At 66.6% G+C, this 15,560-nt stretch carries 14 protein-coding genes and 1 riboswitch; of the genes, 7 read left to right on the top strand and 7 right to left on the bottom strand.

The window, feature by feature from the left end; translation table 11 throughout:
• The first annotated feature begins 296 nt into the window (after nucleotides 1-296).
• From ssb to DM450_RS03095, 3 genes are all read left to right on the top strand, one after another.
• Nucleotides 297-887, top strand: coding sequence for a single-stranded DNA-binding protein (gene ssb, locus DM450_RS03085; protein WP_142632544.1), 591 nt, complete (start codon nucleotides 297-299; stop codon nucleotides 885-887).
• Nucleotides 888-1,169: 282 nt separating this feature from the next.
• A complete protein-coding gene (locus tag DM450_RS03090; RefSeq protein ID WP_142632545.1) occupies nucleotides 1,170-2,627 on the top strand; it encodes a methyl-accepting chemotaxis protein in 1,458 nt (485 codons plus the stop codon).
• 183 nt (nucleotides 2,628-2,810) lie between these two features.
• The gene (locus tag DM450_RS03095) at nucleotides 2,811-3,299 is read left to right on the top strand and encodes an outer membrane beta-barrel protein (RefSeq protein WP_142632546.1); all 489 of its coding nucleotides are present in this window, start codon (nucleotides 2,811-2,813) and stop codon (nucleotides 3,297-3,299) included.
• A 262-nt stretch (nucleotides 3,300-3,561) separates the two neighbouring features.
• On the opposite strand, the gene DM450_RS03100 is transcribed toward DM450_RS03095, so the two are convergent.
• Nucleotides 3,562-4,236, bottom strand: a complete 675-nt coding sequence (locus tag DM450_RS03100; protein ID WP_142632547.1) for a response regulator transcription factor — start codon at nucleotides 4,234-4,236, stop codon at nucleotides 3,562-3,564.
• 329 nt (nucleotides 4,237-4,565) lie between these two features.
• Here DM450_RS03100 and DM450_RS03105 point away from each other — a divergent pair, with 329 nt between their 5' ends.
• Together DM450_RS03105 and DM450_RS03110 are read left to right on the top strand one after the other, a co-directional pair.
• On the top strand, nucleotides 4,566-5,465 hold the full coding sequence (locus tag DM450_RS03105; protein ID WP_142632548.1) for a UDP-2,3-diacylglucosamine diphosphatase: 900 nt from the start codon (nucleotides 4,566-4,568) through the stop codon (nucleotides 5,463-5,465).
• Nucleotides 5,462-6,529 carry a glycosyltransferase family 4 protein gene (locus DM450_RS03110; RefSeq protein ID WP_142632549.1) on the top strand — a complete coding sequence of 356 codons (1,068 nt, stop codon included), beginning with the start codon at nucleotides 5,462-5,464 and terminating at the stop codon, nucleotides 6,527-6,529. Before DM450_RS03105 ends, DM450_RS03110 begins: the two co-directional genes overlap by 4 nt.
• Before the next feature lie 3 nt (nucleotides 6,530-6,532).
• Here DM450_RS03110 and DM450_RS03115 read toward each other — a convergent pair whose 3' ends face one another.
• The 6 genes from DM450_RS03115 to DM450_RS03140 form a co-directional block, all read right to left on the bottom strand.
• The gene (locus DM450_RS03115; protein ID WP_142632550.1) at nucleotides 6,533-7,327 is read right to left on the bottom strand and encodes an IclR family transcriptional regulator; all 795 of its coding nucleotides are present in this window, start codon (nucleotides 7,325-7,327) and stop codon (nucleotides 6,533-6,535) included.
• 6 nt (nucleotides 7,328-7,333) lie between these two features.
• Entirely contained in the window at nucleotides 7,334-8,341 is a 1,008-nt protein-coding gene (locus tag DM450_RS03120) for an LLM class flavin-dependent oxidoreductase (RefSeq protein ID WP_260610131.1), read from the bottom strand.
• Nucleotides 8,342-8,419: 78 nt separating this feature from the next.
• Nucleotides 8,420-8,827: a Rap1a/Tai family immunity protein gene (locus DM450_RS03125; protein ID WP_142632551.1), complete on the bottom strand. Its 408-nt coding sequence runs from the start codon at nucleotides 8,825-8,827 to the stop codon at nucleotides 8,420-8,422.
• A gap of 87 nt (nucleotides 8,828-8,914) precedes the next feature.
• Nucleotides 8,915-9,505 carry a TMEM165/GDT1 family protein gene (locus DM450_RS03130; protein WP_242526221.1) on the bottom strand — a complete coding sequence of 197 codons (591 nt, stop codon included), beginning with the start codon at nucleotides 9,503-9,505 and terminating at the stop codon, nucleotides 8,915-8,917.
• A gap of 58 nt (nucleotides 9,506-9,563) precedes the next feature.
• A riboswitch (yybP-ykoY riboswitch) is annotated at nucleotides 9,564-9,695 on the bottom strand.
• A gap of 139 nt (nucleotides 9,696-9,834) precedes the next feature.
• Nucleotides 9,835-12,525, bottom strand: coding sequence for a TonB-dependent receptor domain-containing protein (locus DM450_RS03135; RefSeq protein ID WP_142632552.1), 2,691 nt, complete (start codon nucleotides 12,523-12,525; stop codon nucleotides 9,835-9,837).
• Nucleotides 12,526-12,639: 114 nt separating this feature from the next.
• Nucleotides 12,640-14,241, bottom strand: coding sequence for a hypothetical protein (locus tag DM450_RS03140; protein ID WP_142632553.1), 1,602 nt, complete (start codon nucleotides 14,239-14,241; stop codon nucleotides 12,640-12,642).
• A gap of 326 nt (nucleotides 14,242-14,567) precedes the next feature.
• On the opposite strand from DM450_RS03140, the gene DM450_RS03145 reads away from it, so the two are divergent.
• Both DM450_RS03145 and DM450_RS03150 read left to right on the top strand, forming a co-directional pair.
• Nucleotides 14,568-14,942: a tetratricopeptide repeat protein gene (locus DM450_RS03145; protein WP_142632554.1), complete on the top strand. Its 375-nt coding sequence runs from the start codon at nucleotides 14,568-14,570 to the stop codon at nucleotides 14,940-14,942.
• Between the two features lie 274 nt (nucleotides 14,943-15,216).
• Nucleotides 15,217-15,558: a TrbC/VirB2 family protein gene (locus tag DM450_RS03150; RefSeq protein WP_142632555.1), complete on the top strand. Its 342-nt coding sequence runs from the start codon at nucleotides 15,217-15,219 to the stop codon at nucleotides 15,556-15,558.
• The last annotated feature ends 2 nt before the right edge of the window (nucleotides 15,559-15,560 follow it).

The raw sequence follows: 15,560 nt of genomic DNA on the forward strand, positions 1-15,560 counted from the left end.
CGGGAAGAGTGGTTCTCTTTCAAGGCCGTGCAACGCTGCCGGGGGGCAAATGGGGGCTACCCCGAAGGGGCCGGACCAAAACCCGCCACTTCGGCGTCGGTTCGGCTTGAACTATCGACATAGTCCTGCGCCTCATCTCCTTGAATTGACGGGTTTTGCCTCCGGTCGTGACCTCGAGGAATTTGTCCACGCCGCCTAGCAAACCGGGCCTGTAGAAAACCGGGGGCTTCAGACTCGCATCGCCGGCCCCCATTCGCTACCCCGTTCGCCAAGATTCAGAAGAAAGCGATTCCATCATGGCAGGCAGCGTCAACAAGGTCATTCTGATCGGCAACCTGGGTGCCGATCCCGAGGTGAAGTCGTTCCAGAACGGCGGCCGCATCGCCAATCTGCGCATCGCGACCTCGGAAAGCTGGAAGGACCGCGCCACTGGCGAGCGCAAGGAACGCACCGAGTGGCACTCGGTGGTGATCCAGAGCGAAGGTCTGGTCGGCGTGGTCGAGCGGTTCCTGCGCAAGGGTTCGAAGATCTACATCGAAGGCCAGCTGCGCACGCGCAAGTGGCAGGACCAGAACGGTAACGACCGCTACACCACCGAAGTCTCGGTTGGTGGCGTCGGCGGCGTGCTGACGATGCTGGACGGCGCGCAGGGCGGCGGCGGCGGTGCCCGTGGCGGTTCCGGCGGCGGCTGGAACGAAGGCGGTTCCTCGGGCGGCGGCTACGGCGGCGGTGGCCGTTCGGGCGGCGGTTCGTCGGGCGGCAACGAATGGGGCCGTTCGGGCGGTTCGTCGGGCGGCTCTTCGGGCGGCGGCGACGAATGGGGCCGCACGCCTTCGTCCTCGGGCGGCGGCTTCGGCGACGACCTCGACGACGACATCCCGTTCTGATCGGCTTTTGCCGGACCGTATCGAAGCAAGAAGGCAGCGGAAACGCTGCCTTTTTTGTGCCCGGCGCGGTTGGTGCGCCCGGCGGACAGGCCGGGGAGGCGATGCCGGTTAGGCGTTTGCGCGCTCCAAGGCGCTTTCCACTACATGATTGCCCCTAGCATGGGGTCTGCCAATCCTTTGCAAATACCGGATAAATCGCTCTCTTGCAGATCGCCTTTGGCACGCTGCGCGCCAGATCCGGCGCAAGTCAGGATCCAGGGACTGGCTTCGGGAAGGGCAGGCATGTTCGATTGGTTCGAGAAAGAGGCTCCGATCCGCGCCAAGTTCCGGGCGCTGCTCTATCTTCACGGGCTCTGGGGGCTGGTGGGCCTGCTTGGGGCTGCCCTTGCCGCATTCGGCTGGATGATCCCCGGAATCGGCTGCGCGGTTCTGGCGCTGGCGGGCGGGCTGGTGACGGTCCGGATCAGCGGCAGGCTGATCTGCGACCCTTATGTCGAGACCGTGGTGCGCATGGAGGCGCTGGCGGGCGGCGATCTTTCCAGTCCCATCCGCTTCACCGACCACAACGACTGCGTGGGCCGCATGACCAAGGCCATGGCGGTGTTTCGCGACAATGCCGCGCAAGTCCAGCGCAGCGCGGGCGAACAGCAGGCCGTGGTCGAGGGGCTCGAACGCGGCCTTTCGGCGATCGAGCAGGGCGACATGACCACCCAGCTCGCCCAGCCTTTCGCCGCGGCCTATGAAGGTCTGCGCGCGAGTTTCAACCGCACCGTAGGCGGTCTCGAGGGGAGCATGGGGCAAGTGGTCGCCTCGGCCGAATGCGTGCGCTCGGGCTCGGCGGAGATCCGCGCCGCCTCGGACGACCTGGCCGAACGTACCGAACTGCAGGCCGCAACGCTGGAGCAGACCACGGCCTCGATGAAGCATGTGACCGGCATGGTCGGCGAGACTGCCCGCAGCGCGGCCGACGTGCGCAACGCGGTGACCGCCGCGCACGGCGATGCCGACGAGGGTGCCTCGGTTGTACGCAGTGCCATCACGGCGATGGCGGCGATCGAGAAGAGTTCGCTGGAGATCAACCAGATCATCGACCTGATCGACGGTATCGCCTTCCAGACGAATCTCCTGGCGCTCAATGCCGGGGTCGAGGCAGCGCGCGCGGGCGATGCCGGCAAGGGGTTTGCCGTTGTCGCCAACGAAGTGCGGGCACTGGCCCAGCGTTCCTCCGACGCCGCGCGCGACATCCGCGCGCTCATCACCAATTCCTCCACCCAGGTGAGCCAGGGGGTTGACCTGGTCGGGCAGACCGGGCGCATGCTGGAGCGCATCGGCACGAAGATCGCCGAGGTGAACGCACTGGTCGATGCCATCGCCAAGGGCGCGGAACTGCAGGCCGATACCCTGGGCGACATCGGCAAGGCCGTGATCAACATGGACCAGATGGTCCAGCAGAACGCCGCCATGGTCGAGCAGACCGCGGCGGCCGCCCGCAGCCTGGCCTCCGAGGCCGAGCAACTCTCCGGACTGACCGGGCGCTTCCGGCTGAAAGGGGGCGCCAAGGCCTCGTCTCGCCGCGCGGCGTCGTCGCCATCGGTGCCGTCGCTACCGGTTTCGGTGCCGGGGGGCAGTGCCTCCGAGCGCCCGGCCAGCCCGGCGCCGCGCCTTGCGGCGCTGCCGCCGGTCAGCGGCAATCTTGCCCTGAGCCCGGCCGCTTCGGGGGATGACTGGGCCGAATTCTAGGGCGGAGTTTTAGGACCGAATTTCAGGGCCCCGATCCGATCGGCCGCGTCCCGCTTCCGAAAACTGCAAGTGCCGGGCAGGGATCAGCAATGTTATCTCACAATCGCAAGGTCTAAGGCGGCGCCAGCGCTGCCCGGCCCTATACCTCCTCCGGGCGGCGCACCGGCTATCCGAGGTTTGATCATGCGCCACCTGCCCCTGCTGCTTTGCGCGGCATTCGTTTCGCCCGCCGCTACCCTCGCCGTTACCTTCGCCACCCCCGCGCTTGCCGACGAGGCCTATGTCGAAGGCACCGGCGGCGTGATCTGGAACCGCGAGGATACCCATGCTGTCGCCGGCGCGGCGGTGGGCTATGACGTCGATCTGGGCGAGCGTTTCTTCGTCGGGGCCGAAGGCCTTGCGGAAAAGACGCTTGCCGATGATACCCGCGTGGTCTGGGGCGTGGGCGGCCGTGTCGGCGCCCGTGTGCTGCCGGGCGCCAAGCTCTACGCGGCGGCGAACTGGCAGACCAAGGACTGCCGCGAATGCGGCAGCGCGGTCGGCCTCAGCACCGGATGGGAGCAGGATCTCAACAAAAGCGTCTACGCCAAGCTCGAATACAAGCACGTGCTGATCGGCGACGGCGAACCCGATGCCGACATGGTCGCCGTGGGGCTGGGCTACAAGTTCTAGGCGGCGTGGACAAATTCCGCATTGCCACGGTTGCCCTGCAAGCTGCGCCAGCAAGGCGCGAAGCCGCAGGAAGAGCGGGCCTCTTTCAAGGCGGAGCAACGCTGCTGGCGCAGCTTGCAGGGCAACCCCTACGGGGCTGGAGGCAAAAGCCGTCCCTTCGGCGTCGGCTCGGCTGGAAGTATCGACATACTCCTGCGCCTCACCTTCTTGAATTGACGGCTTTTGTCTCCAGCCGTGGCAAGGCGGAATTTGTCCACGCCGCCTAGGCCGTATCGAAGACATACCCCAGCGAGCGCACGGTGCGCAGCGGGTTGCCCGCGCCCACGCCCTTGAGGGCGCGGCGCAGGCGGCCGATCCACACGTCCACGGTGCGTTCGTCCACTGCCGGTTCCTGCTTGCCGAGCGCGGCGATCAGCTGGGTGCGGGTGAACACGCGGCCGGGGTGCTCGATGAAATAACGCAGCAGGCGTAGCTCGTTGGGCATCAGCGCGATCGGCTTGCCCTGCCAGCGCGCCTGGAAGGCGGCGACGTCGACCGAGAGTTCACCCTGGGCCAGCACCCGCAGCCCGATGCTTTCCTGTTCGCCGATATTGGCGCCCAGCACCCGGTCGAGCAAGGCGCCGCGGGTCAGCGGGCCGACGATATAGTCGTCCGCGCCCATGCGCAGCGCGCGCTTGCGGTCTTCCTGGTTGTCCTCTTCCAGCACCATCGTCACATGGGCATTCTGCGTCAGCCCGTCGGCGCGCAGGCGGCGGCACAGTTCGAGGCCGGACATTTCCGGCAGCACCCAGTCGATGAACACCCAGAGCGCGCCTTCGATCAGCGGCAGCTCTCCGCTGTCGTGCCAGCGATGCAGCACGACGTCGAAATCGTCATGACGAAAGGCCGCGAGTCCGCCGGAAAGCTCGCATGCCAGGAAGATATCGATCCGCTTCATGACCCCCCTGGAGCGTTTTTCGCATCAGGTGGAACACCCGATGACTTGGAAAATGCGAAAACGGGAAACGGGAGTGTTCGAACCGATCTGAGCGGTTCGCAAACTGCTCCAGCCCCGTGTCGCGAGTTGTTGCGAGCGGGTAATTGCCGCGTCAGTGTGACGAGCAAGTGACATATCGATGACATGCCCAAGAAATTGGCAGTACTTTGAAGGGCGATCCGCCTGCCGCCGTCGCTGTCATCGAAGTGACCCGCAACCGTCACGCCCGCGCAACGCGTCCATGCGAAATATGACAGAGCTGGAACGGGGCAGAAACGGGGTCCGGATCGATGCGCAACGACATGCAGGCTCTTCTCGAACGCGGTGCCTACGGCCTTGGCGGCGGTGATGGCGGTGGCAATATTCCGGCCTGGCTGGACTTGCCCGATCCCAAGGGCTTCCGCCCCAAGCGCAAATACGAAACCGTGTGGATTTCCGACATCCACCTCGGCACGCGCGGCTGCAATGCCGAGATGCTGGTGGACTTCCTGCGCTCGGTCGAGTGCAGGACGCTCTATCTGGTGGGCGACATCGTCGACGGCTGGCGGCTTTCCAAGGGCTGGTACTGGCCCGACGCACACAACGAGGTGATCCGCCGCATCCTCAAGATGGCGCACCGCGGCACCCGCGTGGTCTTTGTGGCCGGCAACCATGACGAGATGCTGCGCGACTATGCGGGCCTCACCTTCGGCGGTGTCGAACTGGTGCTGGAAGCGGTGCACGAAACCAAGGACGGCCGCCGCCTGCTGGTGACGCATGGCGATGCCTTCGACGGCGTGGTGCTCTACCACAAGTGGCTCGCGTTCCTGGGCGACAAGGCCTACGGCGCGCTGCTGCGGGCGAACATCGTGTTCAACGCAGTGCGCCGCAAGCTGAAGATGCCCTACTGGTCGCTCTCGGCCTACATGAAAAAGAAGGTCAAGAACGCCGTCCAGTACGTCTGCAGCTTCGAGGAAGCGGTGGCCACGGAAGCCATCAACCGCGGCTTCGACGGCGTGGTCTGCGGCCATATCCACTGCGCGGAAATCCGCGAATTCGGCGGAATCACCTATTACAACGACGGCGACTGGGTGGAAAGCTGCACCGCGCTGGTGGAAGACGCGGCGGGGCATCTTTCGATCCTCGACTGGATCGCGGAAACCGGAGGGCACACCGCCCCGGCGGACGCCCATCTGGAGGCCGCCGAGTGAAGCTGACGCTGGCGACCGACGCCTGGCTCCCCCAGGTCAACGGCGTCGTCCGCTCGCTCACCACCACTCTGGATGAGCTTACCCGGCGCGGTCACGAAGTCGATACGCTGACGCCCGACCTGTTCCTGACCGTGCCGATGCCGGGTTACGCCTCGATCCGCCTCGCCATGGCACCGCGTTTCGGGGTGCGGCGCATGCTTGACCGGACCCGGCCCGACATCGTCCATATCGCCACCGAAGGCCCGATCGGCTGGGCCGCGCGCGGCTGGTGCCTCTCGCGCGGGGTGCCGTTCACTTCCGCGTTCCACACGCGCTTTCCCGAATATGCTTCGGTGCGCACCGGGATCAGTGCCGAGCGGTTCTGGCCGATCATGCAGCGCTTCCATGCCCCGAGCCAGGCGGTTCTGGTCTCCACCCAGAGCCTCGCCGCCGAACTCGCCGGGCGCGGTATCGGCCATACCCGGCGCTGGAGCCGGGGCATCGACCACACCCTGTTCCGCGCCGAGGGCCCGCGTCATCCGCTGATGGCCGCGCTGCCGGGACCGGTCATGCTCAATGTCGGCCGCGTGGCGCCGGAAAAGAACCTCGAAGCCTTCCTCGACGCCGATGTGCCGGGCAGCAAGGTGGTGGTGGGCGACGGTCCGGCGCTGGACAGCCTGAAGCGCCGCTATCCGCATGTCCATTTCCTCGGGGCCTTGGCGGGCAAGGAACTGGCGAGCGCCTACCGCACCGCCGATTGCTTCGTGTTTCCCAGCCTGACCGACACCTTCGGCCTCGTGGTGATCGAGGCGCTGGCCTGCGGCACACCGGTCGCCAGTTTCCCGGTGACCGGGCCGGTCGACATCCTTGGCCTTGACGGCTGCGGGGTGGACGAACCGCTGGCCCGTCCGGCAGGCGGCGTGGACAAAGACCTTGCCGTGGCCATTCGCGCTGCCCTGAAGGTCGAACGCATGGATGCGGCCGCGCTCGGCGCGCAGTTTTCGTGGGAGCGGGCCACCGATCAGTTCCTCGCGGCGCTGACAGCGGCGCTGGAGGGCGATCGCGGACTGCTCAGCGCGGCGTAAGTTCTACCGGAACCCCAGGCTGCGGGAGATCAGCGCCGCTTCCGCCACGACCAATCGCGCCAATTCCGCCAGCCGGTCCCCCGCGCGCGCGGTCGGCGCGGCGATCACCAGCGCGCCGAGGACCTGCCCCGCCGCATCGCGGATCACCGCCGCCGTGCCGGTAACGCCTTCCGCCGCCTGATCGACCGTCTGCGCATAACCCTGCTCCCGCGCCGCCTCTATAGCCGCGCGCAGCCCGGCGCGGTCCACCAGGGTCGTCGGCGCGAGGCGCTGGGCGTTGAGCCGCTTGAGGTAGCTCTCCACCGCCTCGGCCGAGCAGGTCGCCAGCAGCGCGCGGCCGCCCGCGGTTGCATAGAACGGGCGCCGGTCACCGATGGCAACGAGATACCGCACCACATGCGCGCTTTCGACGAGGTCGACATAAGTCATGCTCTCGCCCTGCGTATCGCCGACCGCGAGCAGCACCGTCTCGCCGCTGGCGGTGCTCAGGCGGCGCATGCCGTCGCGGATCAGGTCCGAACTCTGGAGCCGCCGCCGGGCCTCGGTCAGCGCGCTGCCCAGCCCGAAAGCGCCGGGGCCGAGCCGCCACATGGCGTCGCTGCCGATCACGAAACCCTCGTCGGCAAGGCCGCGCAGCAGGGCGGCAAGGCTGCTCTTGGGCGTGGCGAGGCGGCGGCTGAGATCGGCCAGCGACACCGGCTCGCTGCTGGCGCAGAGCGCTTCCAGCAGGCGGATCACCCGCGTTACCGACTGCGGCGAGGCCGCCCGCCGTTCCGTCACTTGCACACCTTCTGCCATCCTGCCTCACCGAAACGCGGGAATGACTTCGTCCGCGAAGACTTTGGCATAGGCAAGGAAACGCTCCGCCGGAAGCCCGGGCGGCATCATCATCGTCACATGCTCCACCGGCGCCGTCCCGCGCAGGCGGCGGAAGTGGTCGATCGCCTCGGCGGGGGTGAGGATGCGCAGCGCGCCGCTGGCCTTGAAGCTGGCGAGGTCCATCGCCTTCATCGCCGGATCGTCGATGCCCACGGCGCTGTCCTCCGCCATCCAGGCGGCATAGGAATTGGTGACGTGCAGGAAGTGCGGTGCCAGCTCCTCCATCGCCGCCGCCTTGTCGTGCGCGACGACCAGCGTGAGTTCCTGCACCCAGACATGCGCCTCGGCCGGGTCCTTGCCCTGTTCCTCCAGCTTCTGGCGGTAGAGCGGCCAGACCTCGGCATTGCCGAAGTAGCCGTCGCCGTATCTGGCGACGCGCTCCATCGCCTTGGGCGCAAAGCCGCCGATGTAGAGCGGCACCTGCCCCCGGCTGGAGAGGGCGGCGATGCGTGCGCCTTCCAGCCGGAAATGCTCGCCGGTGAAATCCACGGTCTCGCCCGCCCAGAGCCTGCGGACCACGTGCAGGAACTCGTCGAAACGCGCGCCGCGCTTGCGGAAGTCGAGCCCATGCGCGGCATATTCCCGCGCCCGGTAGCCGATGGCGAGGCCCATCCTGAGCCGCCCGCCCGAGAGCGCATCGAGCACCGCGCAATCCTCGGCAAATCGCAGCGGTTCGTAGAGCGGGGCAAGCGCGATGCCGGAGCCCAGCGCCATCCGTTTCGTGCGCGCGGCGATGGCGGCCAGCAGGACCATGGGCGAGGTCATGTAGCCGTCCTCGGCGAGATGATGCTCGGGCACCCAGGCGCCATCGAAACCGAGCGCTTCGGTCTCGGCGATCACGTCCAGCACTTCGGCATGCAGCGCCTCGGGCGCGCGGTGCCAGGGCGCCGGATTGCGCATGTCGTAGAGATATCCGAAGCCCAATTCCCGCACTGCCTGCTCTCCCTTTATGGAGGCGAGCCTAGCGCGGGGCGACCGCGCGGGCCATCGAGGGGCAGGGCGCCGGGGCGATTATCGCTTTTTTCGTTTCGCAGGCACCGGCTTTTTCGCGGGCGTTGCGGCGGGGCAGGGCCAGGCCTTGCGGGTAGCGGTGAAGACCAGCGAGGAGGCGGGGGCGCTCAGGCTCCGGGGATTGTCCTCGAGATAGGCGAGCGTAACCTCGCGCAGGCGGCTGATCGTCACGTCCGCGGGAATGCAGCTCTTGAGCTTGTTGGCCTCGCGCGTGGTGTTGAACGCGTCGACGGCGCCGGTGATGTAGGCGATGCACTCGTAGGAGTGCTCGACGTACGCCTTGTCCTTCTTGGGGACGGAGCAGGTCTTGTAGAGGTCATCGCCGCTGTAGAAGCCCGCGCTGGCGGTGACCGGGGCCAGACCGAGCGCGGCACAGGCGGCGATGCAGGCCAGTCTTGCGCACGTCATCGGCGGTTGTTCCTTATTCACGATCCGGGGCCACGATCCGGTAAATTGGCGGGAACCTCTTATGTTCCCGCCAATTCCGGCAAAGTTCTAGCCCAGCAGGCCGGCGGTCTGCGCGAGCAGCCAGAGGCCGATCACCAGGAACAGCAGCGCGGCCACGGTGCGCACCACGTTGAGCGGCACCCGCTTGATGAGGGCGTTGCCGAGGAACACGGCGGGCACGTTGGCCAGCATCATGCCGATGGTGGTGCCGGCCATGACCGGGATCACGCTCTGGAAACGGGCGCCGAGCGCGATCGTCGCGATCTGGGTCTTGTCGCCCATCTCGACCAGGAAAAAGGCGATGGCGGTGGCGATGAAGGGGCCGAAGCGGCTGGGCTTGGGCTCGTCGTCCTCGTCGAACTTGTCGGGGATCAGGGTCCAGGCGGCCATGGCGATGAAGCTGAACGCGATCAGGTAGCGGAACCACTGGCCGTCGAGGAAGGCAGAGGCCTGTTCGCCGACGAGGGCGGCGAGGAAGTGGTTGGCGATGGTCGCCACGAAGATGCCCGCGACGATCGGCCAGGGCTTCTTGAAGCGGGTGGCCAGGACGATGGCCAGAAGCTGGGTCTTGTCGCCGATTTCGGCAAGGGCGACCACCGCGGTCGAGGTCAGCAGCGCTGACGAGAACAGGACGGGCAAATGCAATCTCCGGGCCGGGCGACAGACAAGACAATAGCGCGGCAGAACCCGCCCGGCCGGACGGAGCTGCAACGCCATTGGTCTCGCCCGGACGGTGATCCGTCCTCCCGTGCGCCATGGTCTCTCGACCAAGTATGTTGACGACGGGTCCTGCGGGGACGCAGGCGGCTACTCCCCAGATGACGGGCCGGCGCATAGCGTGCTTCGGTGCCGCGCGCAAAGAAAAAACCGGCGAAAAAAAGGCCCCTCGAAAAAAGACCCGGCCGCGTGAGGCGACCGGGTCCTGAGGTGCGGCCGGGAGGGCAAGGACCTCCCGGTGAGAACGGAAATCAGAACTTGGCCGAGGCGGACAGCGTGAAGACGCGGCCCTGGTCGTACGTGTTGTAGTTGACCTTGCCGTCTTCCATTTGCTGGTATTCCCGATGGCTGCGGCCGGTGAGGTTGCGGCCTTCGAACTTCAGCTCGATCTGCTTGTCTTCCGACAGCTTGATGCCCTGGCGGATCACCAGGTCGATGGTCAGGCCGGGGTATTCGAAGATGTCCGGCTGGCCCGAGTTGGCAAGGCCGCGGCTGACCGCGCGCTTGCTGGCGTAGTTGAACAGGATCGTCTGCTGCGACAGGCTTTCGGTGTCCTCGAAGCCGATCTGGGTATTGGCGATGTGCTTGGACTGGCCGGTCAGCGGCGCGCCGTTGGTGAAGTAGTCGGTGGCGAGCGAGGTGCCGGTGCCGGCGCCGTAGATGCGCACGGTATCGCCGTCCTTCACCTTCAGTTCCGACTTGGTGAAGGTGTAGTTGCCCAGCAGCAGCAGGCGGCGGGTCTCGAACAGGCCGCCCCAGCTGTCCAGCGGCACGTACTTCTGGAACTCGACCTCGGCGCCGTAGAGGTTGGCCTTGGGCGCGTTGGCGTAGGAGGTGATGAAGGATTCCGAACCGGTCAGGAACGATTCGATCGGATTGTCGATCCGCTTGAAGAAACCGCCCACCGCGATCCGCTGATCCGGCGCGAAGTACCATTCCCAGCGCGCTTCGGCGTTGTAGAGCTGGCTGTCCTCGAGGAACGGGTTGCCCTGGTAGGTGCGGTTGCTGTCGGGGTCGAAGTAGGGTTGGTAGAGCAGTTCGCGGAACTGCGGACGGGCGAGCGTCTTGGACGCGCTGGCGCGCACCTGCATGCCGGGCTGGACTTCGTACGTCAGCGTCAGCGCGGGCAGGATATATTCGTTCTTGAGATCGGTCGCCTTGCTGGGGGCGGCACCGATCGGGCGCAGGATCGTCGATTCCTTGGCATATTCCCAGCGCAGGCCGAAATCGAACGACAGTGCGTCGGTCAGCTGGCCGTCGAGCTTGCCGTAGAAGGCGTGGTTGAGCAGGCGCGAATCGAACTGGGCGGTCGAGGCGTCGGGTTCACGCAGTTCCAGGCCGTAGTTGACGCCGTTGTCCGCCAGGTACCAGGTGCCCGGCTGGAGCAGCACGTCGAGGCGCAGCAGGCCGAAATTCGAGATCTGCGTCTGGTCGCCATTGGCGTAGATCGCGAAGGACCGGCGCGTGTTGGTGCGCGAGTTGATCTGGTAGGCATAACCCACCGTGCCCGTCCAGCCCGGTGCGAACTGGTGCGAGAGGTCGGCCCCGGCCGACCACACGTTCTCGTTCAGGCGCGAGAAGGTGATCGTGGTCGGGTCCTGGTTGCCGTTGCCGAGACGGTTGACGAAGTATTCGCCGTAAGGATCCGCTGCGGTGTTGGTCCGCAGGTACTCGGCGTTGATCTCGAAGGGCGCGAGACGCTTGGAGTTGGCATAACCGGCGCGCAGGTCGATGGTGGTGTCGTCGGCGGGCTTGAACTCGCCGACCAGCTGGGTGTCGATCAGCTGGCGCTCGTACCACGCGGTGGTCTGTTCCATGTAGTCGGCATTCGGGTTGTTCTCCCGCTTGCCGAGGCGCAGGCCGGTGTGCTTGTCGGTGTCGTGGATATAGACGTTGGTCCAGCGGATCGAGTTCTCGCCCCACTCCAGGCCCATGCCGACGAGGGCATTGGCGACGACGCGGTTGTCGGTGTTGACCGCGGTGAAGTTCTCGAACAGCTGGTCGGGATCGGCGGTCACGCCCTGGGCGCGCTGCTGGGTGATCTGCTTGGTCTGGGTCTTGTTCGAATAACCCGCCGCCGCGATCACGCCGAGCGTGGCGCCGCCGAGATCGAACCGGGTGCCGGCCGAGATGTCGGCGGACCAGTTCGGCTGGACGTGGTCATCCTTCTGGACCACCGCGTTGCGGCTGGTCACCAGCTGGCCGCCAAGTTCCTTGGCAAGGTCGCTGGTCGGATTGATGACCTCGTTACTGTTGAAATAGGCCTGCAGCGCCGAGGGGACCGAACGGTTGCCGTTGTCCCAGCCCGTCCAGTCGGTCTTCGAACCGTAGTAGGTGTAGCCGAGCTTGTTGGTGGTCTCGGTGTCCCAGCCCAGGCCGCCGCCGAACTCGAGGAAGCTTTCCTCGGGGATCGCCTTGGTGGTGAGGTTGATGACGCCGCCGCCGAATTCGCCGGGGAAGTTCGCCGAATAGCTCTTCTGGACAAGCGAGGAGGCGACGATGCTGGTGGGGAAGAGGTCGAGCGGGACCACGCGCTTGAGCGGCTCGGGGCTGGGCAGCGGCGAGCCGTTGAGCAGGGCCAGCGAATAGCGGTCGCCGAGGCCGCGCACGTAGACGTAGCCGTTGCCGACCACCGAAAGGCCGGTCACGCGGCCCAGCGCGCCGGCGATGTCGCCTTCGCCGGTACGGGCGATTTCCTCGGAGGAAAGCACCGAGATGACCTGCGGGGCGGTGCGCATGACGTTGCGGCTGCGCTGGCCGGTGACGATGATCGCGCCGCCGGGGACCGAGATGTCGGGCGCCTGCCCCTCATCAGCCCCGTCCTGCGGGCTCGCGGCATCGGTGGCGGTGGTGGAAGTGGTGCTGTCCTGCGCCCACGCCAGGCTCGGCGTGAGGATCGTCGTGGAAAGCAGCAGCAGCGATGCGAGCCGCGGCGTGGTCATGTCTGGTCCCCCTGGAACACTTGGAATTTCGTTGGCAGAGCGTGGGTCTTGGCCCGATGCGATAAAGGGGAGCGGCCGCGCTGGACCGCTCCCCCGAAATCGCGGGCGGTCCGATCAGGTGGTCGGCAGCACCGTGCAGCTGTAGGTGGAACCGAACGCGCCGGTGGCGTTGTTGCAGGTCCAGCCCTTGTACCAGGTGTCCGAGGCATCCTTGACGGCGCCGATGTAGGTGGCCGCGGTGAAGAAGCTCGAGAGCGTGGTGAGGCCGGTGTAGGCGGCGACGCCGCTTTCGTTCGTGCCGTTGACGAACGTGCTCGTCAGCGTCGAGGTGAAGGCGTCGTTGTTGTTGTTGCTGCCCGAGCCGAACTGGCTCTGGGTGTTGGCGGCGGTATAGCTGCCCGAGCCGAGATACTTGGTCGAGTTGCAGCTCATCACCACCGAGTAGGCCTTGAGCGTCGCCGGCGTGGTGCCGGTGCCGTTGAGGCGAAGGCACTCGTTGTTCGGGGTGTTGATCACGCCGTTGACGAGCGTCACGTCGGCATTGCCGCGGATCAGCAGCGAGGCGAGGTCGTTCGCTTCGTTGTTCGAGCTGACGGCGGGCTGGACCATCGTGAAGTCGGCGATCACGGTCTTCTGGCGCGGGGTGTCGGTTTCCAGGCCGTTCGAGTCGGCCTCGACCATGGCGTCGCCGCCGCGGCTGCGCTGGAGCAGCAGCACGTACTGGAAGTTGCCCTGCAGGCCGGTGTCGACGTCAAGGCTGTCGTCGTCGGCGTTGACCGCGATGTAGTGCTTGAAGTTCACGGCGCCGCCGAAGAACTCGGCACCGTCGTCCGAGCTGTTGACCGACTGGAAGTATTCCAGCGTGGTGCCGGTGCCGATGCCCTCGGCGGTCAGCGACTGCAGTTCCTTGCCGTTCGACAGCACGAAGCCCGAATAGCGGATCTGCACGTACTTCATCGTGCCGGCATTGTAGGTGTTGTCGGCGCCGCCGAAGACGGCCTTGTTGACCGCGCCCTCGGTGTCGCGTTCGCAGGTGGCGGCGGCGGTCGAGCCGTAGTTGCAGTCGGTCACCACGCCGCGGCCGAGCAGCACGACGCCGCCCCACTGGCCCTGCGCGCTGTCGTCGAAGCCGCTCGGGCGGGTGACGTTCTGGACGCTGGTGAAGATGATCGGGGCCGAGGCGGTGCCGGTCGCGCTGATCTTGTTGCCGCGGTTGACCGCGAGCCAGGCCGGTTCCGAACCGTTTTCGCCGTAGACGATCACGCCCGGATCGATCGTCAGGGTGACGTTGGTGTCGGCAGTCAGGGTGCGTCCGCCGCAGCTGGCGGTGGTGGTGGCGAAGGGCTTGGCCGCCGTCGGGGCCGAGAAACCGCCGTCGCAGCCGACGTCGACGCGGCCGTTCAGGCGATAGAGCACGCCGGCGACCTTGGGCAGGGCCGAGCTGACGTCGACGAGTGCGGGCAGGGTGCAGACGCGCCAGGTGCCTTCGGGGCTGGTGATGACGCCGTCGTTGGTCAGCGTAACGCCGCCGGTCGAGGGGCACGAAGCCGCCGCGGTCACGGTGCCCGAAGTGGGCGTCGGGGTCGGCGTGGGGGTCGGCGTCGGATTGTTGATCACGATGCTGCCCGCGCCCGGCGAGGCAACGTCGTCGGCGCCGCAACCGGCAAGTGCAAGGGCGCTGCAGCCGAGCAGCAGCATGCCATGGATAGTCTTCACGTGAGTTCCCCCGTTGGACAGGTCGCTACGAGACGGCGAGTCCGCCTTCGCTGTGAGGGGCGTCTAGGCCGAGGGGGTGACAGTTTGTTGGCGTTACCGTGACAGAAATATTCGGTTGGATGACCGCAATATGACGGCAACATCGATTTGGCGCCGGTTGGCCTACGCAGGTCTGCTTATGTCCGCCGAAACGGACCTCGACTCGCTCGTTTCGAGACGATTCACGCTTTGATTGCAGTTTTATGACACTCGCGTCATTTTCTTGCGGACGCGCGTTTTCCGGCGGATGTTGCATGCAATCAACAGATCGAACCGGGAGAACTGCCGTGTCCCTTACCGCCCTTGCCCTCGCTGTCCTGCTTGCCCAGTCGCCCGCCTCGCTGGCCGTGGCAGAGCCGACGCATGACCGTGTCGACGTCGCCTATGACGAACTTTCCGCCGGCAGGGCGCAGGATGCGCTGCGCAAGCTGGAGGCCGCCGGGGCGCCGAAGTCGGACGATCCGGCCACCCTCATCAACCTCGGCGCGGCCTATGTCGCCAATGGCCAGACCGAGAAGGCGCTCGCCAGCTACCGTGCCGCCGTCAACAGTCCGGAGCGCTACGATCTCCAGCTGGCGGACGGGACCTGGGCCGATTCGCGCTTTGCCGCACGCCGTGCGCTGGGCCAGCTGCTGCGCGCCAATGCCCAGGCCTCGCGCTGATCCCAGCCGCCGCTCCGGTAATGCCCTGAGGGGGCGCGGAGGGCGGTGAACCGCTCTCCGTCTCCTTCCCGCACCCGTCCCTGATCCTTTTCCCCTTCGGGTCGCGCCATGTGGGGAAGGGGCGCGGCCTGCGCGATCTGTCGGCGGTTTGCCGCGAGTCGCGATGGCGGTTTCGGGATTCTTGCGTCAGGATTGCAACACGACGGTCGATTTTGCCGTCTCACCGTCACACACCTGTCATCCCGATAACGCACTTGGCCTCCATACGGAGGGCATGGTGATTCGACACGTTCAGCTTGGCACCCGCAAGTTTCGCGGCGTTTTCAACATTTTTGCAGCGCTTGCTGCCATGGCGCCGGCTGCCGCGAATGCGCAGGCGGCAGGTGGCGGCGATCCGGCCGGGTCCGGTCCGATCGTGGCGGCGCTGGGCTGGCTCCAGGGCACGCTGCTCGGCCACGTCGCCACGGCCGTCGCGGTCATGGCGGTGGCGGCGGTCGGTTTCATGATGCTGACCGGGCGCATGAACTGGCGCTTCGGGGCGACCGTCATCATCGGCTGCTTCGTGCTGTTCGGTGCCGGCGCGATCGTCTCCGGCATCCAGTCGGCGGCGGGTTGAGG

The sequence above is a fragment of the Sphingomonas sp. IC081 genome (genome assembly GCF_006874585.1).
Lineage (GTDB): Bacteria > Pseudomonadota > Alphaproteobacteria > Sphingomonadales > Sphingomonadaceae > Novosphingobium.

Coding starts and splice junctions, on each gene's coding strand:
- ssb (WP_142632544.1), top strand. CDS start 297: ATGGCAGGCAGCGTCAACAAGGTCATTCTGATCGGCAACCTGGGTGCC.
- DM450_RS03090 (WP_142632545.1), top strand. CDS start 1,170: ATGTTCGATTGGTTCGAGAAAGAGGCTCCGATCCGCGCCAAGTTCCGG.
- DM450_RS03095 (WP_142632546.1), top strand. CDS start 2,811: ATGCGCCACCTGCCCCTGCTGCTTTGCGCGGCATTCGTTTCGCCCGCC.
- DM450_RS03100 (WP_142632547.1), bottom strand. CDS start 4,236: ATGAAGCGGATCGATATCTTCCTGGCATGCGAGCTTTCCGGCGGACTC.
- DM450_RS03105 (WP_142632548.1), top strand. CDS start 4,566: ATGCGCAACGACATGCAGGCTCTTCTCGAACGCGGTGCCTACGGCCTT.
- DM450_RS03115 (WP_142632550.1), bottom strand. CDS start 7,327: ATGGCAGAAGGTGTGCAAGTGACGGAACGGCGGGCGGCCTCGCCGCAG.
- DM450_RS03125 (WP_142632551.1), bottom strand. CDS start 8,827: ATGACGTGCGCAAGACTGGCCTGCATCGCCGCCTGTGCCGCGCTCGGT.
- DM450_RS03135 (WP_142632552.1), bottom strand. CDS start 12,525: ATGACCACGCCGCGGCTCGCATCGCTGCTGCTGCTTTCCACGACGATC.
- DM450_RS03150 (WP_142632555.1), top strand. CDS start 15,217: ATGGTGATTCGACACGTTCAGCTTGGCACCCGCAAGTTTCGCGGCGTT.